22 protein-coding genes are annotated in these 23,830 nt (G+C 65.1%); 12 read left to right on the top strand and 10 right to left on the bottom strand.

Annotated elements, in window-relative coordinates:
- Positions 1-139: 139 nt before the first annotated feature.
- Positions 140-466: a hypothetical protein gene (locus G332_RS0112210; RefSeq protein WP_019627277.1), complete on the bottom strand. Its 327-nt coding sequence runs from the start codon at positions 464-466 to the stop codon at positions 140-142.
- Positions 463-1,587 carry a metal-dependent hydrolase gene (locus tag G332_RS0112205; protein ID WP_019627276.1) on the bottom strand — a complete coding sequence of 375 codons (1,125 nt, stop codon included), beginning with the start codon at positions 1,585-1,587 and terminating at the stop codon, positions 463-465. Before G332_RS0112205 ends, G332_RS0112210 begins: the two co-directional genes overlap by 4 nt.
- 98 nt (positions 1,588-1,685) lie before the next feature.
- On the opposite strand from G332_RS0112205, the gene G332_RS0112200 reads away from it, so the two are divergent.
- The gene (locus G332_RS0112200) at positions 1,686-5,333 is read left to right on the top strand and encodes a hydantoinase B/oxoprolinase family protein (protein WP_019627275.1); all 3,648 of its coding nucleotides are present in this window, start codon (positions 1,686-1,688) and stop codon (positions 5,331-5,333) included.
- A 52-nt stretch (positions 5,334-5,385) separates the two neighbouring features.
- Here the strand turns inward: G332_RS0112200 and G332_RS0112195 are convergent, their stop codons facing one another.
- On the bottom strand, positions 5,386-5,916 hold the full coding sequence (locus tag G332_RS0112195; protein WP_019627274.1) for a lipocalin family protein: 531 nt from the start codon (positions 5,914-5,916) through the stop codon (positions 5,386-5,388).
- A 168-nt stretch (positions 5,917-6,084) separates the two neighbouring features.
- Entirely contained in the window at positions 6,085-8,202 is a 2,118-nt protein-coding gene (locus tag G332_RS0112190; protein WP_026340839.1) for a DUF1631 family protein, read from the bottom strand.
- A 313-nt stretch (positions 8,203-8,515) separates the two neighbouring features.
- Here G332_RS0112190 and G332_RS0112185 point away from each other — a divergent pair, with 313 nt between their 5' ends.
- Positions 8,516-8,734: a hypothetical protein gene (locus G332_RS0112185; RefSeq protein WP_019627272.1), complete on the top strand. Its 219-nt coding sequence runs from the start codon at positions 8,516-8,518 to the stop codon at positions 8,732-8,734.
- Between the two features lie 111 nt (positions 8,735-8,845).
- Here the strand turns inward: G332_RS0112185 and G332_RS0112180 are convergent, their stop codons facing one another.
- The 6 genes from G332_RS0112180 to G332_RS0112155 form a co-directional block, all read right to left on the bottom strand.
- Complete coding sequence (locus tag G332_RS0112180; RefSeq protein ID WP_026340838.1) at positions 8,846-10,585, bottom strand: nickel-dependent hydrogenase large subunit; 1,740 nt, start codon at positions 10,583-10,585, stop codon at positions 8,846-8,848.
- Complete coding sequence (locus tag G332_RS0112175; RefSeq protein ID WP_019627270.1) at positions 10,582-11,949, bottom strand: (Fe-S)-binding protein; 1,368 nt, start codon at positions 11,947-11,949, stop codon at positions 10,582-10,584. Before G332_RS0112175 ends, G332_RS0112180 begins: the two co-directional genes overlap by 4 nt.
- A complete protein-coding gene (locus G332_RS0112170; RefSeq protein WP_019627269.1) occupies positions 11,946-12,599 on the bottom strand; it encodes a hypothetical protein in 654 nt (217 codons plus the stop codon). The genes G332_RS0112175 and G332_RS0112170 overlap by 4 nt, the downstream gene beginning before the upstream one ends.
- A complete protein-coding gene (locus tag G332_RS0112165; RefSeq protein ID WP_026340837.1) occupies positions 12,596-13,663 on the bottom strand; it encodes a hydrogenase small subunit in 1,068 nt (355 codons plus the stop codon). The genes G332_RS0112170 and G332_RS0112165 overlap by 4 nt, the downstream gene beginning before the upstream one ends.
- A gap of 65 nt (positions 13,664-13,728) precedes the next feature.
- The gene (locus G332_RS0112160) at positions 13,729-14,187 is read right to left on the bottom strand and encodes a hydrogenase expression/formation C-terminal domain-containing protein (RefSeq protein ID WP_019627267.1); all 459 of its coding nucleotides are present in this window, start codon (positions 14,185-14,187) and stop codon (positions 13,729-13,731) included.
- Complete coding sequence (locus G332_RS0112155; protein WP_156000856.1) at positions 14,184-14,711, bottom strand: HyaD/HybD family hydrogenase maturation endopeptidase; 528 nt, start codon at positions 14,709-14,711, stop codon at positions 14,184-14,186. Before G332_RS0112155 ends, G332_RS0112160 begins: the two co-directional genes overlap by 4 nt.
- Positions 14,712-14,912: 201 nt before the next feature.
- Here G332_RS0112155 and G332_RS0112150 point away from each other — a divergent pair, with 201 nt between their 5' ends.
- The 10 genes from G332_RS0112150 to G332_RS12985 all read left to right on the top strand — a co-directional run.
- Positions 14,913-15,233, top strand: coding sequence for a HypC/HybG/HupF family hydrogenase formation chaperone (locus G332_RS0112150; protein WP_369699375.1), 321 nt, complete (start codon positions 14,913-14,915; stop codon positions 15,231-15,233).
- A gap of 5 nt (positions 15,234-15,238) precedes the next feature.
- Entirely contained in the window at positions 15,239-15,769 is a 531-nt protein-coding gene (hybE, locus tag G332_RS0112145) for a [NiFe]-hydrogenase assembly chaperone HybE (protein WP_019627264.1), read from the top strand.
- On the top strand, positions 15,720-16,865 hold the full coding sequence (locus G332_RS0112140) for a nickel-dependent hydrogenase large subunit (protein ID WP_231362895.1): 1,146 nt from the start codon (positions 15,720-15,722) through the stop codon (positions 16,863-16,865). Before hybE ends, G332_RS0112140 begins: the two co-directional genes overlap by 50 nt.
- A gap of 1 nt (position 16,866) precedes the next feature.
- Positions 16,867-17,247, top strand: a complete 381-nt coding sequence (locus G332_RS0112135; protein ID WP_231362896.1) for a hydrogenase maturation nickel metallochaperone HypA — start codon at positions 16,867-16,869, stop codon at positions 17,245-17,247.
- Positions 17,248-17,371: 124 nt separating this feature from the next.
- The gene (gene hypB / locus G332_RS0112130) at positions 17,372-18,448 is read left to right on the top strand and encodes a hydrogenase nickel incorporation protein HypB (RefSeq protein ID WP_255414599.1); all 1,077 of its coding nucleotides are present in this window, start codon (positions 17,372-17,374) and stop codon (positions 18,446-18,448) included.
- 172 nt (positions 18,449-18,620) lie between these two features.
- Positions 18,621-21,047 (top strand): carbamoyltransferase HypF, encoded by a 2,427-nt coding sequence (gene hypF, locus G332_RS0112125; RefSeq protein WP_019627259.1) that lies wholly within the window; start codon positions 18,621-18,623, stop codon positions 21,045-21,047.
- Between the two features lie 58 nt (positions 21,048-21,105).
- On the top strand, positions 21,106-21,336 hold the full coding sequence (locus tag G332_RS0112120; protein ID WP_019627258.1) for a HypC/HybG/HupF family hydrogenase formation chaperone: 231 nt from the start codon (positions 21,106-21,108) through the stop codon (positions 21,334-21,336).
- Positions 21,333-22,490, top strand: coding sequence for a hydrogenase formation protein HypD (gene hypD / locus G332_RS0112115; protein ID WP_019627257.1), 1,158 nt, complete (start codon positions 21,333-21,335; stop codon positions 22,488-22,490). Before G332_RS0112120 ends, hypD begins: the two co-directional genes overlap by 4 nt.
- Complete coding sequence (gene hypE, locus G332_RS0112110; protein WP_019627256.1) at positions 22,487-23,545, top strand: hydrogenase expression/formation protein HypE; 1,059 nt, start codon at positions 22,487-22,489, stop codon at positions 23,543-23,545. Before hypD ends, hypE begins: the two co-directional genes overlap by 4 nt.
- Before the next feature lie 67 nt (positions 23,546-23,612).
- Positions 23,613-23,830 (top strand): helix-turn-helix domain-containing protein (locus G332_RS12985; RefSeq protein ID WP_019627255.1); only part of this gene is annotated, 218 nt, incomplete at its 3' end.

Genomic DNA, 23,830 nt, shown 5'->3' with positions numbered 1-23,830 from the left:
ATCCCTCCCTCTCCGCCAGATTCAGCAAAGGGGCCCATGTGGCCCCTTTTGCATGTCTGGCCCGCGAGGTACGAGGATTCGAACCCGAGAAATCAGAAACGATGGTTCGACGGGGGTGTGGCCTCGGCGGGCCCGGGCCTTAGTACCGTGGCTTGAATCCGGGTGGGTGGCGTGCGATCCACGCGACGAAGTCGCGTATCACCGGTTCGGCCAGCAAGGCGTCGCGGGTGTTCAGGCGCTCGGCCAGGGTTTGTTCGTCGAACTGGCGATGGATGTGCCGGTGGCAGGGCGGGCAGAGGTACAGGATGCGCCCCTCGCGCTCGGCGCGGCTGAACCGCCGCCGAATCCGCTTGCGCCGATGCTGTTTGCGCGGGATGAGGTGGTGGCGGGTCAGTCCCTCCATCGGGCGGGCGCACAGCTCGCAGGCGGACGGCAGTGCTCCGGGCTTGCGAGCAGGATCGTTCATGGCGCCGCGGGCTCCGGATGGCCGGGTTCCGGCTGTGCTGGCATGCGGCAGCGCGGTGGTGGGTGCTGGATGGCGTAGTCGGGCCTGGCGAGGTCCATCAGGCAGGGCGCGCCAGCCGGATCGGCGATGCGGCGCAGGATCGCCTGAACGGCCTCCAGGCGTTCGCCACGCCTGGACTCCTCGACGCGGCGAGGCGGGATTGGCTGCCATGCGTCGTCCGCCTTTTCGGCCAGTTCGAAACCAAACGGGAAATACCCCGGGGCACCCAGCCGGATGTCGGTGGCGATCAGGCGGTCCGGGCCGTCTTCGCGCTCGTCGCGGTGAAAGCGCAGGAAGTCCCCGGAGAAGCCCTGCAGGCGCTGGCCATCCTCCAGGGCTAGGGCCGCGCGACGCAGCTCGCGGTCGCCACGTTCGAAGCGCTCGAAGTCGGGACGGATCGGCTGGTCGAAGATGCCGACCCAGGCCTCCAGGAAGGTGTCGTCGTGAACAACGGTTACCCGCCACAGGAGCAGGTTGAACGGCGTTGGCTGTACCAGCCGGGGCCGAGTGTCCAGCTCCATGGCCGTCAGGGTTGGCTGGATGCGGTGGTCGATCCAGGCCTTGAGGGCCAGACCGGAACCGGCGTAGGCGGTGGAGATGACCAGCCCTGCGACCAGCAGCCTTGGGGCAAAGCGCCAGAACAGGGCGCCGAGCGCGGCGATCAGCAGGGGCAGGGTATAGAACGGGTCGATCACGAACATCGAGGCCGTGGACAACGCGCCCACCGGTAGGGGCCAGAGGATCTGGGTGCCGTAGGTGGTCAGCAGGTCGTTCAGCGCATGTGTGGCCAGCACCAGGAAGAAGAACCACCACCAGCGGGCGAAGCCGATCGGTGCCGTATGAGGCAGCCGGGCCAGCAGCCCCGCAACCCCGGTGGCGACCAGCAGATGCACCAGCACCGAGTGCGTGAAGCCGCGGTGATAGATGAAATCGGAGAGGTCGTCGCCGTAAGCTATCAGGATATCGAGATCCGGCAGCAGTGCCACGGCGGCGCCCAGTACTATGGCCTTGCGGCCCAGGCGGGAGCCAAGCACCAGCCCGCCGACGACCGCGCCCAGACTGGCGTGGGTAACAGGATCCATACGGGATCGAATTCCTTACATGGGTGAATGTCGAGCGATCGAGCCTGTGACCGCCACCCGCCGGTCAGGTTCGTTCGATGTGAGGAGTGTGGAGACGCATGGCGAGTGACAGCCTGACAGGATGGGATTTCTGGGTCGACCGCGGCGGGACCTTCACCGACCTGGTCGGACGCGACCCGCAGGGCCGGCTGCATACCCGCAAGCTCCTGTCCGAGAACCCGGAGGCCTATGCCGATGCCGCGGTGCAGGGTATCCGCGATCTGCTCGGACTGGCGCCGGACGCGGCCATTCCGCCGGATGCGATCCACGAGGTGCGCATGGGGACCACGGTTGCCACCAATGCACTGCTGGAGCGCAAGGGCGAGCCGACCGTGCTGGTGATCACGGCCGGACTGGAGGATGCGCTGCTGATCGGTCATCAGGCGCGTCCGGATCTGTTTGCCCGGGCAATCCGGCCCCCTGCACCGGTCTACGCCCGTGTGGAGCCGGTGCGGGAACGCGTGAATGCCGCCGGCCAGGTGCTGCAGCCGCCGGACCTGGACGACCTGCGCCCGCGGCTGGCAGCGGCGCGCGCGGACGGGCTGCGCGCGGTGGCGGTGGTGTGCCTGCACGGCTATCGCTACCCGGCCCACGAGCAGGCGATCGCCGCCCTGGCCCGCGCGCTCGGGTTCGAGGAGGTGGTAACCAGCCACGAGGCCAGCCCGCTGATCAAGCTGGTGCCACGTGGCGAGACTGCCGTTGTGGATGCCTATCTCTCGCCGGTGCTGGGCCGTTATGTGCAGCAGGTCGTCGGCGCGCTGGGCGCGGTGCCGCTGCGTTTCATGCAGTCGCACGGCGGGCTGGTGGATGCGGCCCGTTTTCGCGGCCGTGATGCAATCCTTTCGGGCCCGGCCGGGGGCATTGTGGGTGCGCTGGAGACGGCACGGCCGCTGGGTTTCGAACGTTTGATTACCTTCGACATGGGCGGCACTTCCACGGATGTCGCGCATCTGGCCGGGGCACTGGAGCGGCGCCAGGAGAGCGAGGTCGCCGGTGCGCGCCTGCGGGTGCCGATGCTGGATATCCACACCGTCGCGGCCGGTGGTGGCTCGATCTGTCGCTTCGACGGGATGCGCCTGCGGGTGGGTCCGGAGTCCGCCGGGGCGCAGCCGGGGCCGGCCTGCTACGGTCAGGGCGGGCCGTTGACGGTGACCGACTGCAACCTGCTGCTGGGGCGCCTGCGGCCGGAATACTTCCCCGCCGTGTTCGGGCCGAATCGCGACCGTCCGCTGGACCCGGTGTCGGTGCAGCGCCAGTTTGACCAGCTGGCGCAGGCGGTGACCGCGGCGGGGGAGGAGCGTCCGACGCCGGCGGCGCTGGCCGAGGGCCTGTTGCAGATCGCGGTGGAGCATATGGCTCAGGCGATCAAGACCATCTCGGTGCAGCGCGGCCATGATGTCTCGCGCTATGCCCTGGTCTGTTTCGGCGGGGCCGGGGGGCAGCACGCCTGCCGGGTGGCCGAGCGGCTGGGCATGCGGCACATCCTGTTCCATCCGCTGGGCGGGGTTCTCTCGGCCTACGGCATGGGTCTGGGCGAGCTGCGTGAACTGCGCGAGCGCAGCCTGGAGTGGCCGCTGACCCGCGAGCGGCTGGAGGCGCTGGAGCAGGTTCTGGAAGAACAGGCCGGGGCAGCCCGGCAGGCGCTGGAGGCGCAGGGGGTCGCGCCGGCGGCGATTCGGCTGGAACGCCGGCTGCATCTGCGTCTGGCGGGGTCGGATACCGCGCTGGAGGTGCCGGCCGGGCCCGTGGATGCCGTGATGCAGGCCTTTGCACGGGCCTACCGCGATCGCTACGGCTTTGCCCCGCCGGACCGGGAGCTGGTGGTCGCGATTGTCGCGGCAGAGGCAATCGCCGGGGCCGAGGCGACCCCGCAGACCCTTGCGGCCCCGGCCCCGGCGGGCGCCGCCCCGGAGGCCACGACCGTGGCCGTGACCATCGCCGGCACCCCGCGTGATGTCCCCCTTTATCGGCGCGAACAGTTGCGCCCGGGCATGGAGCTGGCCGGCCCCGCGCTGGTGATCGAGTCCACGGCGACCCTGGTACTGGAGCCCGGGTGGCGCGGGCGGATCGCGGCCGACGGCACCCTGCGCCTGGACCGGGCGCGTGAAGCCGCCGCGGCGGCGCCCGAGCGGCGAGCGGCGGGTGCTGCGCGTGATCCGGTATTGCTGGAGGTGTTCAACAACCGCTTCATGGCGATCGCCGATCAGATGGGGTATACGCTGCGCAACACCGCGCATTCGGTGAATATCAAGGAGCGTCTGGATTTTTCCTGCGCGCTGTTCGACGCCGATGGCCGCCTGGTCGCGAATGCGCCGCATATGCCGGTGCATCTGGGTTCGATGGGGGCCAGTGTGCGCGCGGTGGTCGCGGCCTTCGCCGCCGACCTGCGCCCGGGCGATGCCTATGTCCTGAACGACCCCTACAACGGTGGTACCCACCTGCCGGACATCACCGTGGTGACCCCGGTCTTCGTGGATGCGGCCGGGCAGGTCACGGAGGACCCGGTTGATCGGGGAGCTGCACTGGCGTTCTTTGTCGCCTCGCGCGGGCATCACGCCGATGTCGGCGGCATCACCCCGGGCTCGATGCCGGCGTTTTCCACGACGCTTGCCGAGGAGGGCGTGCTGATCCCGCCGACCCGGCTGCTGCGCGGCGGGCAATTTGTCGCCGAGCCCCTGCGCGGGCTGCTGGCCGCGGGTGCTTGGCCGGCGCGCAACCCGGAGCAGAACCTGGCTGATATGCAGGCGCAGGTCGCCGCCAACCGCAAGGGGCTGGAGGAGCTCGGGCGCCTGCTGGACGAGTACGGACAGCCGGTGGTCACGGCCTACATGCGCCACGTGCTGGACAATGCCCGCGAGGCGGTGGAGCGACTGATCCCGCGGCTGCAGCCGGGGCGGTTTGCCTATGCGCTGGACAATGGCGCCGAGGTGCGGGTCTTGGTGACGCGGGCCGGGGCGCGCCTGCGCATCGACTTCGACGGGACCTCGCCGGTGCGCGCGGACAACTTCAACGCGCCGGCCTCGATCGTGCGTGCGGCGGTGCTGTATGTGCTGCGCACCCTGCTGGAGGACACGATTCCGTTGAACGATGGCTGTCTCGAGGCGGTGGAGCTGGCGATCCCCGAGGGCTGCCTGCTGAACCCGCGCCCGCCGGCGGCGGTGGTGGCCGGCAATGTGGAGACCTCACAGGTAGTCACCGACGCGCTGTTCGGGGCGCTGGGGGTGCAGGCGGCGGCGCAGGGAACGATGAATAACCTGACCTTCGGCAATGCCGAATACCAGTACTACGAGACCATCGCCGGGGGCGCCGGGGCCGGCCCGGACTACGCCGGCGCCAGCGCCGTGCAGACCCACATGACCAATTCGCGCCTGACTGACCCGGAGGTGCTGGAAAGCCGGTTCCCGGTGCGCGTGGAGCACTTCGGGATCCGCCGGGGCTCCGGCGGGGCCGGGCAGCAGCGCGGTGGCGACGGGGTGATCCGGCGCCTGGGATTCGATCAGGCGATGGAGGTGGTGCTACTGGCCAACCGCCGTCGGGTACCGCCATTCGGCCTCGACGGGGGTACGCCGGGGGCGACTGGCGAGGATGCCATCCTGCGCGCCGACGGCCGCCGCGAGGCGCTGGCGGGCTGCGATCGCTGCCAGGTGGCCCCCGGCGACGCGGTGGAGATCCGCACGCCGGGCGGTGGCGGCTACGGCCGGGCGTGAAGGCGGTCCGCGATCCCTGCGCGTCCGGTGCGCGGGGTGCTGGCCGGGTGGGTCAGTCCCAGCGCTGGGGTACGCGCTGGATGGCGTCGGTGTCGTAGCCGAGTTCGTCCAGGTAGGCGACGATGGCCTGGTAGTCGTCTTCCGGCATCTCCGGCTCGCGCGCCATGATCCAGACATAGTCGCGTTTACTGCGGCCGATGACCGTCTGGCTGTAATCCTCGTCCAGATAGACGATCAGGAACTCCGCCTGGAACGGCCACAGGAAGCGCATGCCCCATTCGGCGTTGTTTTCGCTGCGGACGAAGCCGGTGGGGTTGTATTCGCGGCGTGGGCCATCGAAGTCCCCCTTGTTGAAGGAGAACGTGGTGTCGATGCTGCCGTCGTCATTCAGCGCGTACTGCTCCAGGGCGTTGTAAGCGTCGCGTTCCAGGAAGGTCGGGATATTCGCAATCACGTACCAGTCGCCCATGTAGCGTTCGAGGTCGACCTGATCGACCGTCGGCATCTTTTGTGGTGCGCTGCATGCGGTCACGAGTCCCCCCAGTACCAGGCCGGCCATCAGGCCTGCGAGTCTGCGTGTCATTGGAGTATCCGGGATTGGGTGGGTTACGAACCATGGACCCCGGCGGGGCGAAAAAGGTCCGTCGATGCCGCGGTCTGCTGGCCCCGTGTGTGGCTGACAGTGGAACCCCCGGTGATCCTCGCGCCGCGACCGGTACGGGCGGGCCCGGTCGGGTCGCGGCAGGCCGCGTCAGGCCGACTGGCCGAGGCGCTGCTCCATCAGGTGGTCGAACAGGGAGTCCTCGGGAATGATTTGGGCGCGGCCGGTGCGGAATTCGTGAGCGAGCCCCTGGATGCTGTGCTGGCGCTTACTGCGTCCGGTCGCGTCCGCAAACAACAGGCGGCCGGAATGGGTGCCGCGCCAGACCAGCTTCATGCGGGTCACCCTGGTGCCGGCCGGGGATGTGAACTGGATCCAGGTCCCGGAGGCCAGGTGCTCGGCGCGCTCCACATGTTCATCGTCATGATCGCGCATCAGGGACGGGTCGTCGTCTGCGTGGCGGGGTGTATCGCCAAACAGGGAGTGCGGTCGTCTGCTGCTGCGCTCGCGCGGCTTGTCCGGGCCGGTTGCGGTGGCGGTTTCGGTCTGGCTCTGGCTCTCGACCTCGGAGGTCGCCTCGGGGCCTTGCTCGGGGGCCGTGGGTCGTCGTTTGCCCGCCGCCACCAGATGGGCGGACACCAGATCCTGCTTGATCCGGGTGCGTTCCTCTGGTGACAGTGGTGCGCGGTCGAGGAACGCACGGATGCGGGCCAGCAGCGGGGCGGATTTCTGGAAGTCGGGTTCCTGCCGCATCAGGTCGAGAAGCTCCTGCAGCAGCGCCATGCCGTCGGTGTCGGGGGAGGTGTCGGCGTCGGCCCCGGGATCCGTCCCGGTATCGGGAGAGCCGGGCGGCGTGTTTCCGGGTTCTGCCGCGGCTTCGGCGGTTTTCTGGGCGGTCATCAGCGGCACCCAGGCATCCATCAGCTGCTCGCGGGCCGCGTCCGGGATGTCCTGCCCCCGGGTGATGACGGTGCGTTCCACCGTGGATTCGACGTCGTGGCTGATTTCCAGGGTTCGTTCTGCCTGCTGGGCCTCCGCCTGCGCGTCAGCGGCCTGGGCGCTGATGCGTTCCTCGGCCCTGGCCAGGTCGTCCTGCAGCCGCGTCAGTGCCTCGGCAAAGGCCTCCCGGTCATCCAGGCCGCCATTGCGCACGCGTTCGACGTTCTCGAATACCAGCTGGCTGAGGGGCAGTTCCCGGGCCTCGTCCAGTGGCAGGTCGGGATCGATCCGCAATGCGATGTTCAGCAGCAAGCCGGTCATCTGCCGGGCCGGGTGGCCGCGGTCGCGGAAGAAATCGGTTTCATGCATCGCAATCCGGACCAGCGGGAGCTGGAGATCGGACAACGACTCGCGCAGCGCGGGGTTGAGGTCGCGCCGCTTCAGGATCATGTCGAAGAGCCCCTGGAGCAGATCCATGATGAACGGCTCCAGCGTGCTCGGTGATGCCTGGCTGAGCAGGGTGGTGATCGCCTCCACTGGTGAGCCCTGGCTGGCTCCGGTTGTGGCGACCACCTGTCCGGCAACCGGCACCTGGTAGCCGAATTGTGCCCAGTTGGCGGTTGGCGCCGGGGGCGGTTCGGGTGCGCCGGTCGCGGGGCCGCTAGCAGCCGCTGGCGCGGCCGGGCCGCCACCTTGCCGGCTACGACCGGTGGCGGTCGGGATGTCGGGTGCGACAAAGCCGGCGTCGCGGAACGCCTGCAGCAGCGCCTGCATCTGCGGCTGCAGGGTGCGTACCACGTCGCGGTCGAACCAGTGCAGCAGCATGAGGTTGTCTTCCGGTGGCAGATCTTCCGCCTCCAGCGCCTCCAGGAAGGCCTCGCCCAGGGCGTGTGGATGCCAGTGGGCCTCCTCCGGAGTCGTGGCGAGCTGGTAGTCGCGGGTGACGGTCTCCAGGGCGTCGACCTCGGCCGTCATGACGGCGTATGCCCCCTGGACCAGCTTGCGCAGCGCGACCTCGCGCTCGGTGTCGGCTTCGTCCATCAGTCTGAGCTCGTCTTCCAGGTCGGATGCGGGGGCATGTTCGTCCGGGGTAGCGTTGCTCAGGCGATCGCGGAAGTGGTGCAGGATCGAGTCGCGCGCCATGCGAATCTGGCGGGACAGGGTCAGGTGCCGGCCCGCACGCTGTGAGTCGGTGGCACGCTCGGCGGCGTCCAGCAGACGGTCATCCAGTTCGTTCAGGAAGTCTCCCAGGCGTGCCTGCACATCTCTGGCAAAGGGCGCCCATACGCGGTGGAGAGTCCTGGCCGGAATTCGGTGATGTGGTGCCATGGGCATGAGAGAGTGCTTTTTTAACCTTTATATTTCATCAAGTTGTGCGGTGAGCGCGCAGAGTATTGGCCGTACCGGGGATGTTGCAATGGAGCGCGGTATCGAGCCATACGGCCGACTGAGGAAAATGCCCGGCACGGGCAATAGACAAGCGTGAGCGAGTGCAATTCAGGAAACATTTCGGGTTGGCAGCCTCTCGGGTTTTCGTATGCTCCACGAGGAGTCGGTGCTGTTTCGCAAGGTTACCGGATCCTTGCCCCGCCGATTACTGCATCCCGTTTGACCTTCAGATGGGGAATCTGTTGCCCCGTATATGAATGATACGCTGCTGGAGGATCATCGGGTTTGGTTCGTGGTCGACGTGGTGGTGCCGTTCGGTTTCCTGGAGCCTGCATGCCAGTATGCCGGTCGAGGGCACAAGGCGCATCACCCGGCGGTGCTGGCGGGTCTGCCAGGTGCCTGTCGAATTCGGGTGATCGTGGCGAGCGCGGTGGGCAGAGTGAGACGCTTTGCGCTCTTGCAGGGTGCATAGCGGAAACGGTTAGCGACAGAGGGCACGAAGGTGCCGTGTAAGCGGCCGGTGTGCCGCTGCATCTGGAAGCGGGGCTGGCAACACGGAGGGTGCGTTGCCAGCCCGCGGTGGTCATTTCACCTGTACGGTGACGCCGTTTTCCCCGCCGGGGCCGACCATGTGGACGGCGCAGGCCAGACACGGGTCGAAGCTGTGCAGGGTACGCAGGATCTCCAGTGGCTGTTCCACATCATGCATCGTGTGGTTGTCCATCAGGGCGGCTTCATACGGCCCGACCTGGCCTTCGGCATCGCGGGGTCCAGCATTCCAGGTTGTTGGTACCACGGCCTGGTAGTTGGACAATTTGCCATTGTCGATCACGGTGTAATGGGTCAGCGCACCCCGAGGGGCCTCCATCAGGCCGACTCCCTTCGCATGGCCTGGCCAGCTGCGGGGGTTCCACAGGTCCTCATTGAAGGTCTGGAGATCGCCCGCGCGGAAGTTGTCCATGAGGTTGTCGAACCAGATCATCATGTTGTCGGCAATGATCTTGGTTTCCAGCGTGCGTGCGGCGGTTCGCCCCATGGTGGAGAACATCGCCTCGATCGGCAGGTCCAGGTCCGAAAGTGCCTTGTCGGCGAGTTCCTTCGTGGGCTCGTGTCCCGAGGCGTAGAGCATCAGTACGCGTGCGAGTGGCCCGACTTCCATCGGCTTGCCACGCCAGCGCGGCGACTTGATCCAGGAATAGTCGCCATCCACGTCAAGGTGGTTGTAGGGCGGCTTGGGGCCGGTATAGTTCAACGTCGTTTCACCCTCATGCGGGTGCAGACCCACGTCCTTCCCTGCCTCATAGTCGTACCAGGCATGCGCGACGAATTCCTGGATCTGTTCAGGATCCAGAACATCGATTGAATGAATCTTCGTCAGGTCGCGATCCAGGATCACCCCGCCAGGGATGAGGAAGCTCGATGGATCACCGTATCCCTTTGCGGGGAAATCGCCAACGGTCAGGAAATTGCCAACGCCCTCGCCACGCTCGAACCATTCCTTGTAGAAGCCGGCGATGGCGAGGGTGTCCGGCAGATACACCTGTTCGACAAACTCTTGCATCTGGATGATGGCGTCGCGAACGATGCTCAGCCCCGTGTCATTCAGGGTTGTCTGACCGCCGCCTTCCGGGCCACCGCTGAAGGCGGTGGGGGCTCCTCCCACCACAAAGTTCGGATGCGGGTTCTTGCCGCCGAATACTGCGTGCAGTTTCGTGACGTCACGCTGCCAGGCGAGGGCGTCCAGGTAGTGCGCGACGGCCATCAGATTCGCCTCCGGGGGCAGCTTGTAGGCCGGGTGACCCCAGTAGCCATTGGCGAAGATCCCAAGCTGGCCCGACTCCACCAGTTCCTTCACCTTCTTTTTTACATCCGCGAAGTAACCGGGCGAGGAGTTACGGTAGGAGGAAATTGACTGCGCCAGCTCCGAAGTCGCCTTCGGATCCGCATCCAGGGCGGACACCACATCCACCCAGTCCAGCGCATGCAAGTGGTAGAAATGCATCACGTGGTCGTGGATGAATTGCGCACCCGTCATCAAGTTGCGAATTAACTGGGCATTCGGCGGGATCGGATAGTTGAGTGCATCTTCCACCGATCGGATCGACGCCATGCCATGGACCAGCGTGCAGACGCCGCAGATGCGCTGGGCGAATGCCCAGGCATCGCGAGGGTCCCGTCCCTGCATGACGACTTCAAGGCCACGCACCATGGTTCCCGAGCTGTAGGCATCGGTAATCTTGCCATCGGCGTCGGTCTCGGCCTCGATACGCAAATGGCCCTCGATCCGTGTAACCGGGTCGACAACAATTCGTTCTGCACTCATGACTTGGTGTCCTCAACAAGGTTTTCGGCGACCAGCTCGAGCAGGCTGTTCATCTGCTTGTCCCAATGCAGTTTTTCCCCACTGTCGTCGAAGTTCTGACGGCAGTTGGAGCAGCTCGTGACCATCATCTCGGCACCCGTCGCATCGAGTTGTTCGAGCTTGTTTCCCATGATCTTGTAGCGCAGGGAATCCGCTCTGTGGATCGTGATGACCCCGCCACCCCCGCCGCAGCAGAAGTTCAGGTTGCCGGTGCTTTCCGGCTCGCGCAGTTCCACGCCCAGTGCCTCCAGGATCTTGCGCGGGGCTGGCGTTGCGCCGCCGCGACGCGAGACCTGGCAGGGATCATGGAAGGCGACGCTCTTGTCAACCTTGTTGACGCGGATGGCCCCCGATTCCACGGCCTCGGCCAGGAATTCCGAGATGTGCTGCACCTTGAACGGCAGCGGCCGTCCCAGCATGTTGGCTCCTTGCCAGCGCAGCGCCTGATAGGCATGGCCGCATTCCGGGAGGATCACCAGTTCCGCGCCGATCTTCTCGGCAGTACTGATGATCTTCATGGTCATGTCTTTCTGCCACTGGGTGTTGCCCGAGAGCATGCCGAAGTTGGTGGCCTCGTAACCCTCGGTGTGGAAGGTCCAGGATTTACCCATCTGGTTCAGAATCTTGCCCGTGGCGGCCATGGATTCAGGATATTTCTGAATCTCGATGGAAGACATCAGGACCAATACATCGGCCTTGTCCGCATCCAGGGGCATATCGACTTCGTGTTCGTCCTCCATCCACTCGACGCGATCGGCAAATACCTTGGGCGTGGCGCCCAGCGGGCTGCCCTCGCGTTCGGCCTTTTCGGTGACGGTGTAGAGTTCGTGCGGCACGAGGCCTGCGTGGAACATCCCGTGGCGAGCCATCCCGACCAGGGTGGCGATGTCGATGCTCATCGGGCACACGAGGGTGCAGCGGCCGCACATGGTGCAGGTGTCGTACAGCAGTTCCTGCCATTCTTCGAGCTGTTCGATCGTCACCTTCGATTTCAGATTGAGCGTCTTGTAGAAGAACGAAAGCGGACCGGCCTCGCGCTTGTACGCCTGCTTGAAGGGTTCAAGCTTCCAGATCGGGGTCAATTTCGGATCCGGGTTGGCCTCGTAGAAAGGGCATGCCTGGGCACAGGCTCCACAGTGCACGCATGCCTCCATGTAGTTGGCGGCGATGTACCCGAAATCCTTTGCGAAGTGCTGCATCGCCTTCTGCACGCGCTCGTCATCGCCAAGCTCGCCCTGTTTGTCGAACCGGATATCGGGCCGGGTGACCGTAAGCCGCTTCGATTCGAGATCAACCGGGATATCGGTGGTGGTTGCGTCACTCATGCCATGCCCCCTCTGCGTGCGAATCGGGAACCCGTCGTGTAGCGGGAGACCCCGAACCAGAATGCGTGCATCAGCTTGCCGAACGGGAAGTAAATCAGCAGCAGCCATACACTCAGCAAATGAATGGCCAGACCGGTTTCATAGTGCCACCAGACATTGCCGGCCGTGGCGAGCCCGGTTACGAAAGGCAGGGTGGTGACGAACCAGGTGAAATAGTCATCGAAATTCGAAATCAGGCGGCGTACCGGGTCCGTGAGCCGTTTGACCAGTGCGATAACCAGTGCCCCGATCGTAATGATCGAGATCGCCGTGATGACCCCGTTCGGCAGGGCCGGCCAGCCAAACCCGAAGATGTCCTGAAAGAACAGGATGTGCGGCTTGTAGAAAAAGATGACAAAGAGCAGCCCCAGGTGGATGACGTAACCGATGACGTAATCGGTCATCAGCTTGTCGCGAAACGGCTTGTAGGGCCACGCGTGCTGGATCAGTCCATGGATGCCGCCTTTCCAGGCGCTCGGTTGTCTTGGTTCGGAAAGGTCGCGCTTGTGCCGCATGGCCCAGACACCAACCAGGCGAAAGACGATACCGAAGACAAATATGAAGATGGCGAACTGCATCGCCGGTCCGCGAGCAAAATCGAGCAAGGTCATGACTTGTTGCCTCCCGCGAGATTGTCCTGGTGTTTGCGCGATACGACTGCCGCGGCGGCACCGGCTGCGACGCCGGCGGCGGCAGCAATGGCGATGCCTTCGGCGGAACCCCACTGGCCGGCCGAGAGCGGTTTGTAGAAGCTGTCCTTGTCCCAGAAATTGGGTTCCGAGCAGCCGATGCAGCCATGCCCCGACTGTACGGGCCAGCTGGTGCCCTGGTTCCACTTGGTGGTCGCGCAGGCGTTGTAGGTGATCGGACCCTTGCAGCCGAGTTCGTAGAGACACCAGCCCTTGCGAGCGCCTTCATCGTCGAAGGATTTGGCGTACAGGCCGAGGTCGTAGTACGGCCGTCGGTAGCAGCGGTCGTGGATCGTGTCGCCAAAGAAGGCGAGCGGCCGTTTCTTGCTGTCAACATCGGGGAGGCGACCGAACGCCAGGTAGCTGGTCAGGACGCCTGTCATCACTTCGGGCATTGGCGGGCAGCCCGGTACATTGAGGATGGGCTTGTCCGTGATGATCTGGTCCACGCCGACAGCACCGGTCGGATTCGGTTTGGCGGCCCCGACGCCGCCGTAAGCCGCACAGGTGCCAATGGCAATGATGGCGGCCGCGCCCTCCGCGACCTCCTTGATGGACTCGAGGTTGGTATGGCCATCGACCGTTGAATAGACACCGTCATCCTTGAGCGGGATCGAGCCATCCGCGATCACCAGGTATTCGCCCCAGTTGTCCTCCATGGCCTGATGCAGGGCATCCTCGGCCTGGCGGCCGGCGGCTGCCTGCAGGGCGTGCTGATAGTCCAGGGAGATGAAGTTGAACAGCATGGATTCCAGGGTCGGCGTGTAGGACCGGGTGAGGGATTCGATGCACCCCGTGCACTCCTGATACGACATCCAGATCACCGATTGCCGCCGTGCCTTGGCCAGTGATTCGGCCATGGCCGGCACCATGCTGGCCGGGATCGCCATCGAAGATGCAACGGCGGCGCAAAATTTCAGGAACGAGCGCCGACTGATACCCTGGCGACGCAGCTCCTCGCCTAGTGTGAGTTCTTGCTCTTTCATTCTGGTCCCCTTCGGAGTGCTTCGCTCTCGATGCTCTAATGTTTCGTCGCAGGGATTGCGGGTGGTTACGGTGATTCGGTTTCCGGTGATGCAAACAGCTCCGGCGAGTCAAACAACGCCGGAAAGCGCTGTGCGCTGTCTTCAATATCGACTCGATGGGCCTCCAGGATCATGGGGGCTGGCCCGATTTCAAGTTGCTGGCTGACGAGGGACTCCGCGTCGTTGAAATACTTGACCCACCATAAGCCGGGGAATGTCGTCTCGTAGATCTCCGAGGGTCCGGCAGCGCTGACGGTTGCATGGACCTCGCCCCGACCCAGCTTCTGTTCGAGCAGCACGATATCCGCATCGCTCAGCGGCAGATTGCCCAGCTCGACAACCTGCCGTTCCCCGCCATTGGCGACGTCATTCAGGTGGGTGGCGATTTCCTGCAGGAGGGCCATGACCATCGCGGTGTTCAGGCCGGCGTCGGGCTGCGGTCCTGCATCGAAGTCGACCTTGATGGGGATATCGCCCAGACTCATGACTGCCACCTTTGGAGGATGTTGTCGACGGCCTCGCACGCGACGGGAATCGATGCGGCGACGGCGGGGCTCGGGTAATCCCCCCAGTCGAGGGTTTCCGGCTGAATCCCCACGAGTGCGCGCTGGCGAGGCAGCCGGCCCTCGAGTACAGCCATCGTCAGGAGGTCAGCGATGCTGACTTCATGAACGCTGGTCTTGCCGCCATGCGCAATGAATTCGTCCATGTCATTGCCCTCGAATGTCCTGACGGTGCCGGGTGCGGCATCCAGTGCGGCGGTGTCCACGATGATGAGATGGTTGGTGCTGACGATCGCGCTGGAGAGCATGAAGCTGATGGTGCCCCCATCCATGCACTCCACGTGGGGCCGCGTGGCGTAACGGTGGGTCAGCTGTCGGATTACGTGGACGCCGACACCCTCGTCGGTGAGGAGGACGTTGCCGATGCCAAGAATGAGTGCCGGCTCCATCACGGCCCCGGTGCGGGGTTGCGGGGGGCCTGGCTCTGAATGGACGCTGGCGGTCATTGCAGGGTCCTCGCTTGCGGAGACTTCGGTCGTCCAACGGTGCCTGGATTATGCTCGGTGAAAGCCGGTTAGATCGACTCTAACGCATTCGATTCCCTGACGTAACTGTGCAGAATAATCGGGTATTCTGACGTTCATGCGGCAATCCGGCATGGTGTTCCGTCGAGTGAATAACGCCATGTAAATCGTATAAGTAGCGTTATGTCGCCAGGTGACAGAAGAAGGAATCAGTTGATGTGTCTGGGAATACCCATGCAAGTGGTCGAAGCGGGAGAGTTCGTGGCGCTTTGTGAGCGGCGCGGCGAACGTCGCCAACTGAACATGCTCCTGGTCGGCCCGCAGCCGGTGGGAACCTGGGTGCTGGCGGTCGTGGATCACGCCCGCGAGGTGTTGAGCCCGGAAGAGGCGGACCGGGTGGACCGTGCGGTGTGCGGTCTGGAGGCCCTGCAGCGCGGAGAACGTGATATCGATGCCTTTTTCGAGGACGTGGAGCTGCCTTCCGAAATGGGTCCGCCACGCTAGCATTCATGGATGCGCGGGCGGTTGAGATCCGGGATCAGCTGGAGGTGCTGTTCGAGCACATTCAGCGGGAACGAATGCATGGCATGGCCCTGTGCAACGCAGCGCTTCAGGTGGAGGCCCTGGGGTTCGGGGAGACGCCCGGCCAAGGTGGTCGACTTGGCGTTCTGATCACGCCCTGGTCCATGAACCTGATTCACCTGCCGGTGGGCGAGGCACTGACCGAGGGTATGGTCGGGCGCCGCGAGCTGCCGGCAGGGGAGGTCGATTTTGTCGGCGCCTATGAAGAAGCATTCGGCGCCTACGAGGCTTGTTCTCTGTTCTCGCCGGTGCTGGAGTTCCCGGATGCATTGACGGCGCGCGCAGTTGCGAACGAGGCGCTGGGCCTGATCCTGGGCGAGACCTCCAGTGCGGAGGGGACGTCCGGGCACGCCGCGGCGCGGTCGCCGGGCGGGCGGGCGAGTGGGCCGGTGGACGTGGATAGCGTCATTGATCGACGGCGATTCCTGCGGGGGGCATGGCGGCGCCATGGGGAGTGAGGGTCCGGTTGAGGGGCGTGTGCGGTTGCGGGTCGAGTGGGACGGCATGCGCGTGCTCGGGGCGCGTGTGGTGTCGCGACGTCCTCAGCCGCAATCCCTGCTGCAGGGTCGGGATCTGCCTGCAGCAGCGGTGATTTTGCCGCGCCTGTACAGCGTTTGTGGCGAGGCTCAGGGGGTAGCCGCCCAGGCGCTGGCGAGTGCAGGTGAACTGGATGCCGCCAGGGTGCGCACGTGGCAAGAACGGCTGCGGCTGGAGACGGTTCGAGAGCATCTGTGGCGTTTGGGTCTGGACTGGACCCAGGCGACGGGACAGGAGCCCTGGTCCGAATGGGTGAGGACCCTGCTGCACGAGCGCGAACGTTTTCTTCGGGATGCGGACGCAAGTGCCCAGTGGGCGCGGCAGGTTCAGCGACAGTTGTACCGGGGGGCCGGGCTGGAAACCAGTGACGCATTCGATCCGGATGCGTTGCAGGCGTGGATCAGGGCCTCCGGGACGCCCCTGTCAGGACTCCTGCAGGCCTTGTCGTCCCGCCTCGTGGGTCTGGGTCGCGGCCGTTTTAACCCCATGCCGACCGGTGCTTCGAGCGACCTGTTGCGCGAGTTGAGCGGTCGTCTGCGTGAAGACCCGGACTATCATTGGCGTCCCGACTGGAGTGGGCAGGTTTTTGAGATGGGGCCGGCTGCACGCGCAGAGGGAGGCCGACAAGGGGTCGGACCCGGCGCAACGGATGTAATCGACGCCTGGACAAGGGTCACGGCTCGGGTGGAGGAACTGCATCGATTGCTGGGGGAACTGGCGCGCGGTCAGCCCGCAACGGGACATCTGGCTGTCCGGGTCGATGGCGATGCGGTGCTGGTGGCGGTGGAGATGGCCCGTGGGACGCTGGTGCACTGGGCACGGCTGGATGCTGGCAAGATTGCAGCGTACCGGATCGTTGCGCCCACCGAATGGAACTTCCACCCGCGCGGTGCTTGTCAACAGGGCCTGGAGGGGATGGAAGCGACGGGGGAAGGGGTGTTGCGCACCCGTGTGCAGCACCATGTGATGGCGCTGGATCCCTGTGTTCGCTACCAGCTGGAGGTGTCCGGTGCATGAGATGTCCCTGGCCGAGGGCATACTGCGTATCATTGATGATCAGGCCGCAACCCGTGGGTTCCGGTGCGTCTTGCGTGTGCGGCTGGAGATCGGGGAGCTGGCAGGTGTCGAGATCGAGGCCCTGCGTTTTGCCTTCGATGCAGTGAAGGCCAATGGCATTGCCTCGCAGGCGGTTCTTGAAATTAGCACCGCGCGCGGTGAAGGCTGGTGCATGGATTGCGGGACAACGGTGCCCATTGCCGCGCTGTATGCCGACTGTCCGCTCTGTGGCGGGGCTCGGGTGAGGGCCTCGGGTGGGATGGACATGCGTGTGATCGATATTGAGGTCGACGGGGACACGGCGGACGATCCGAATCGCCGTTCGCGTCGGCCTCCGGCGTAGCCGGCCCCTGGGCAGGGTTTGCAGGGCCGCCACCGTGCCTTGGTTCGCACCCGCAAGCGACTCGAGCGCGGACGTGCAATTCAATCAGTGTCTCCTTGAGGGGCACGACGGAACCGGGAGTGGGATGACGATGTGTACAGTGTGTGGCTGCGGCGAGGGTGAGACGCGAATCGACGGCAAGGTGCCAGGCGCGCGCGAGCAGGGCGGCGAGCTCGCTCATGATCACGAGCATTTCCACGATCACGAGCACTCTCATGATCACGAGCATTCCCATGATCATGGGCACTCCCATGATCATGGGCACTCCCATGATCACGAACATCAGCATGGTCACGAGCACGCCCATGCCGATGGTGCAGCCGCGAACGCCGAGTCCCTCCCACCGGTCGAGGGAGGCAATGTGCACTTCGGCGAGGGCCCGGCTCATGCCCACGTTCCGGGTATGACCCAGGAGCGAATGGTTCGAATCGAGCAGGACATCCTCGGTTACAACAACGAGTATGCAACCCAGAATCGCGATCTGTTCCGCGAGCGCGGGATCCTGGCCCTGAATCTGGTTTCCAGTCCCGGTTCGGGGAAGACGAGCCTGTTGACGGCGACGATCAATCAGCTCCAGGGGCGATACCCGGTTTATGTGATCGAGGGCGATCAGCAGACGAGTAACGACGCGGATCGTATTCGTGCGACGGGTGTGCCTGCGGTGCAGGTGAATACCGGCAAGGGCTGCCATCTCGATGCCCATATGATTGGCCATGCGGTGGAACACCTGGAGCCGCCGCAACATGCGGTCCTGTTGATCGAGAACGTGGGGAACCTGGTGTGCCCGTCCTCTTTTGATCTGGGTGAGGCCCACAAGGTAGTGATCCTGTCCGTGACGGAAGGTGAAGACAAACCGCTTAAGTATCCGGACATGTTCCACGAGGCAGATTTGATGATCCTCAACAAGTCCGATCTCCTGCCATACCTTGAATTCGACGTCGAGCGTTGCATCGAATACGCACGCAGGATCAATCCTGATATCGACGTCATACAGATGTCGGCCTTGCGCGGTGAAGGTATGGAACCCTGGCTCGAATGGATCGACCGCGCTCGCGGTGCGGTGCAGGCGCCGGGCGAGCTTGAGGCGCTGCGGCGACGGGTGGCTGAACTGGAACGTGAGCTCGCGGCCGAGCGTGCCGCGCGTCAGCACGATACGGCGTGACCGGGCGTTGTTGTTACCGGTCTGGTGTCCGATGACTGCGTGCCGGCGGCGGCGTGCTCTCCAGTCGCGTGATCCGAAAGGCCTGCCGGGGTCTTTCCGCTTTCGGGTGTGCGGGCCTCGCACCCCCTGCCTGGATGGCACCTGATATGTGTGTGCGCGGCGGTCCCCTCCGATGCCGATTTTCAGCCGGGCAGTGAGAGGCGATTGCACCCCGCGTACGGATGCGCTGGCCGGCCTTGTCGGCACCTCTGGCGGCGATCAGGGCGGCCTGGCCGGGCATCGGGTGCGGGTCTCGGGGCAGGTGCAGGGTGTCGGCTTTCGCCCCTTTGTGTACGGTCTGGCGCGGCGCCTCGGCCTGAGCGGCTGGGTACGCAATGCAGGGCACGGGGTGGAGATCGAGGTGTATGGTCCTGCCGTCGAGCTGGACGCGTTTGCGCGCCTTTTGCATGAGACGCACCCCCCGCTGGCGAAGATCGACAATGTGAGGGTGGAACGTATTGCGGCGCGCTCGTGTGCAGATGCGTTCCGCATTCTGCCGTCTGCGGGCGGTTCGGTCGACACCGAGATGGTGCCGGACGCGATGGTCTGCGAGGCCTGTCTGGCGGAGCTCTTTGATCCCGCCGACCGTCGCTACCGCTATCCCTTCATCAATTGCACCCATTGCGGCCCGCGCTACACGATCGCTCGCTCGCTTCCTTACGATCGCCACCGCACCAGCATGGGTGTCTTCACCCAATGCGGGGATTGTCAGTGCGAGTACGACAACCCCGAAGACCGGCGTTTCCACGCGCAGCCAAATGCCTGTGCCGTATGCGGGCCGCGCCTGCAACTCCTGGACGCCGACGGCAGCGAGCTTGATGACGAAGATCCGATCGCTGCAACGGTCGCGCGCCTGGCCAACGGCGAGATCGTGGCGGTGAAGGGGATCGGGGGGTTTCATCTGGTGTGCCGGGCGGATCACCCGGCGGCGGTCGCGCGTCTGCGTCAGCGCAAGCAGCGGGACGCGAAGCCCCTGGCGGTGATGGTGGCCAGCCCGGCGGAACTGGACCCGGTGGTCGAGATCGATACCGACGAGCATCAGTTGCTGACATCGGCCGCACGGCCGATTGTGCTGTTGCACAAGCGGGCGGCGTGCGACGCGCTGTTGCCCGGCGTGGCTCCGGGACTGGCGTGGCTCGGGGTCATGCTGCCCTGCAGCCCGCTGCACTACCTCCTGTTTCACGAGATGGCGGGGCGCCCTGCGGGTACGCAGTGGTTACGGGAACGAGGTCCGGAAGCGCCGGGTTGGCCACTCGTTTACACGTCCGCGAATCCCGGTGGCGAGCCACTGGTGACGGATAACACCGAGGCCGTGCGGCGACTGGCGGGTCTGGCCGATGCCTACCTGGCTCACGACCGCGAGATCGTGACGGCCTGCGACGACTCGGTGGTGCGCCACGGGGTGCGTGGGCCGAGCCTGGTGCGGAGGGCGCGTGGCTATGTGCCAACGCCGATCCGTTTGCCGCATTCCGGACCTGCGGTGCTGGCCCTCGGAGGCTGGTTCAAGAATACGGCCTGCGTGACCCGTGGCGACCGTGCGTTTGTCTCCCAGCACGTGGGAGACCTCGACAGTCCGGCGAGCTGTCGCATGCTGGAAGAGGTCGTGGATCATCTCCAGCGGCTGTTCGCGATTCGTCCCGAGCGTGTCGCTTGTGATCTGCACCCGGATTTCCACAGCTCGCGGCTGGCAGCAGATCTGGCGGGGCGGCTGGGTGTGCCATTGATTCAGGTTCAACATCACCATGCGCACCTGGCGGCGGTGCAGGCCGAGCATGGGCTCTCCGGCCCGGTTCTCGGTATCGCGATGGATGGCGTCGGGCTGGGTACGGACCACACGCCCTGGGGTGGCGAGCTGTTGCGGCTGGATGCGGACCGCTTTACGCGTCTGGGTCACCTCGCGCCCCTGGCGCTCCCGGGCGGGGATCGCGCGGCGCGCGAGCCATGGCGCATGGCCGCGTCGGTGCTGCATGACCTGGGTGATGCGGACGCGATCCCGCACCGTTTTTCGGAGCAGCCCCGGGCACGGGGTCTGGTCGACCTTCTGCAGCGCGAGAGCCTCAGCCCCCCGACCACCAGTCTGGGGCGCTATTTTGATGCGGCGTCCGGACTGCTGGGCGTGCGCGCCGTGTCGCACTACGAGGGTCAGGCCGCCATGGAGCTGGAGGGCCTCGCGCAATTCCATGGCCGGGCCGACCCCCTGCAGGGCGGCTGGTACATTGGCGCCGACCGGGTGCTGTGCCTCACGCCCTTGCTGGAGTGGCTGGCGGGTTTTGATGTGAAGGCGACTGCTGCCACACGCGCCCATGCAGCAGCCGTGTTCCATGCGACGCTTGCGGAGGCTCTGGCAACCTGGCTTGGGTTAGTTGCACGCGAACAGGATGTCCGGGATCTTGTCATTGGAGGCGGGTGCGCCAGCAATCAGGTGCTGGCCCGGGATCTCGACAGGCAACTCGAGTCAATGGGGATGCGGGTCCACTGGCCGCGGCAGGTGCCCCCCAATGATGGCGGTCTGAGCCTCGGCCAGGCGTGGGTCGCGTGTTGCACCGATCGGGACGGATGAACGTACATCTAGGCGCGGGGGCGAGAGACGTGCCCGGTGCCCCTGCAGGAGAGCAATCATGTGCTTGGCATTACCGGTAAGAGTTGTTGAGGTCGTCGATGATGACCAGGCCCGCGTGGATGTCGGCGGGGTGCAGAAGGTCGTGAATATCAGCCTCGTCGATGACCTGGAAGAGGGCGACTACGTGATCCTGCATGTGGGGTTCGCCATCAACCGGCTCGATCAGGCCGAAGCCGAAAGGACGCTGGAGTTGTTTCGCGAAATGGCGGGTACGGAGGCGCACACATGAAATACATCAACGAGTTTCGCGACGGCAAACTGGCGCGTGAGCTCGCGGCTGCTATCGCCGCTGAGGTGCGGCACGATCGCATGTACCGTCTCATGGAGTTTTGTGGCGGTCACACGCACGCGATTTCTCGCTATGGTTTGCGCGATCTGGTGCCCGATAACATTCAGTTCATCCATGGGCCGGGATGCCCGGTCTGCGTCCTCCCGATCGGGCGCATTGACAGCGCCATCGAGCTGGCCCGCGATCATGGTGTCATCCTCTGCAGCTATGGGGACACCCTGCGTGTCCCGGCGTCCGAACGCATGAGCCTGCTGCGTGCCAAGGCGGATGGTGCCGATATTCGCATGGTGTACTCGAGCACGGACGCGCTCGAAGTCGCCCGAGCGAACCCACAGCGGGAGGTCGTATTCTTTGCGATCGGCTTCGAGACGACCACGCCGCCGACGGCGGTGGCGCTGCAGATGGCGCAGGCTGCCGGCCTGCACAATTTCAGTGTGTTCTGCAATCACGTGCTGACCCCCGCCGCCATGGAGGCCATCCTGACGGCTCCGGAAACGGATGACGGCGGTGGTGTTCCGCTGGACGGGTTTATCGGGCCCTCGCACGTGTCGACGGTGATCGGCAGCCGCCCTTACGAACCGGTTGCGGAGAAGTTTTACAAGCCAATCGTGATTTCGGGTTTCGAACCCCTGGACGTGTTGCAGTCGGTCCTGATGCTGTTGCGGCGCATCAATCGCGGCGAAGCCGGTGTCGAAAACCAGTTTACACGTGCCGTCACTCGCGAGGGCAACCGGAAGGCTCAGGCAGTGGTGGCGAAGGCAATGGAAATGCGGGATGCCTTCGAATGGCGGGGCCTGGGGCAGGTGGCGCACAGCGCCCTGCGCATCCGTGACGAATTCGGCGCCTTCGATGCGGAACGCAAGTTCGATCTCCCCTATCGTTCGGTGCCCGATCACAAGGCATGTGAATGCGCGGCCATCCTGCGCGGGGTGAAGGCGCCACAGGACTGCAAGGTGTTCGGCACGGCCTGCACACCGGACAACCCGCTTGGGTCCTGCATGGTGTCGGCGGAGGGCGCCTGTGCTGCCCACTACACCTACGGACGTCTTGAGGTCGAGCGCGACAGGGGCCAGGCCGTGGCCGCCGGGGCATGAGCGGCCAACGCGCGGGCAAGCACGCCCACCTTCGCCCGCTGGATATCCGGCGCGGGCGCATCGAGATGTCCCATGGTGGGGGCGGGCGTGCGATGTCGCAATTGATCGACGAGCTGTTTCAGGCTGCGTTCGACCACCCGGCGCTGCAACAGGGCGATGATTGCGCGGTCCTGGACCGTCCTGAGGGGCGTCTCGTCATGGCCACCGACAGCCATGTCGTCTCGCCCCTGTTCTTCCCCGGCGGTGACATCGGCAGCCTCGCAGTACACGGGACGATCAACGATGTGATTACCAGTGGCGGGCGTCCGTTGTGGATGACGGTCGGTTTCATCCTCGAGGAAGGATTTCCTCTGGCCGACCTCAAACGCATTGTGGATTCCATGGCGGCCGCAGCCCTGGAGGCGGGCATTGCGATCGTGACCGGCGACACCAAGGTGGTGGAGCGCGGTCACGGCGACGGCGTCTTTATCAACACCACGGGTGTCGGAGTCGTGGCGGAGGGGCTCGATCTGTCCGGAAGTCGCGCTCGCCCCGGTGATGCGGTCCTGGTCAGTGGTTTCATCGGTGATCATGGCGTCGCGATCATGGCGTCGCGGGAGAATCTGGAGTTCAGCACCTCGATCCGCTCCGATTCGGCGGCGTTGCACGGGCTGGTTGCGGCGATGGTGGCCGCCGCGCCCGATGTCCACTGCCTGCGTGATCCCACCCGCGGCGGACTGGCCGCGACGCTGAACGAGATTGCCCGCCAGTCCGGTGTCGGGGTCACCATTCGGGAGTCGGACATCCCGGTGCGAGAGGAAGTCGACGCCGCGTGCGAATTGCTGGGCCTGGACCCTTTGTATGTCGCCAACGAGGGGAAGATGGTGGTGGTCTGCCCGGCCGCTTCTGCTGACGCACTCTTGCAGGCCATGCGTGCGCACCCTCACGGGCGGGATGCGGCCCGGATCGGGGAGATTGTGGAAGATCCCAACGGCTTCGTGGAGATGGAGACTGCTTTCGGTGGGCGCCGCAAGGTGGACTGGATCGCTGGCGAACAGTTGCCGCGTATCTGCTAGTGTGCTTTAACATTAGTTCGTTATACAATATAGGCCATGGGTTGATCTCCATTTGAGAGGGGGCGTTATGGCTCAACGTGGTCGCAAACCGATCAAGCTGGACCTGTCGGATGCTGAGCGTGCCGAGTTGCAGCAGTGGGTGCGGCGCCGCAAAACGCCAGCGGCCGAAAAGCAACGCGCGGAGCTGATTCTGGACAGTTCCGAGGGCCTTTCCGGGCGAGACATCGCGGCCCGGCACCAGGTGTCGGTGCAAACGGTTTCCAAATGGCGAAGGCGTTTTGAGCG

This window comes from Thioalkalivibrio sp. ALJT (assembly GCF_000381825.1).
GTDB lineage: Bacteria > Pseudomonadota > Gammaproteobacteria > Ectothiorhodospirales > Ectothiorhodospiraceae > Thioalkalivibrio.
The sequence above is the reverse complement of the archived record's forward strand: the minus strand, read 5'-3'. Positions and strand labels throughout refer to the sequence as shown.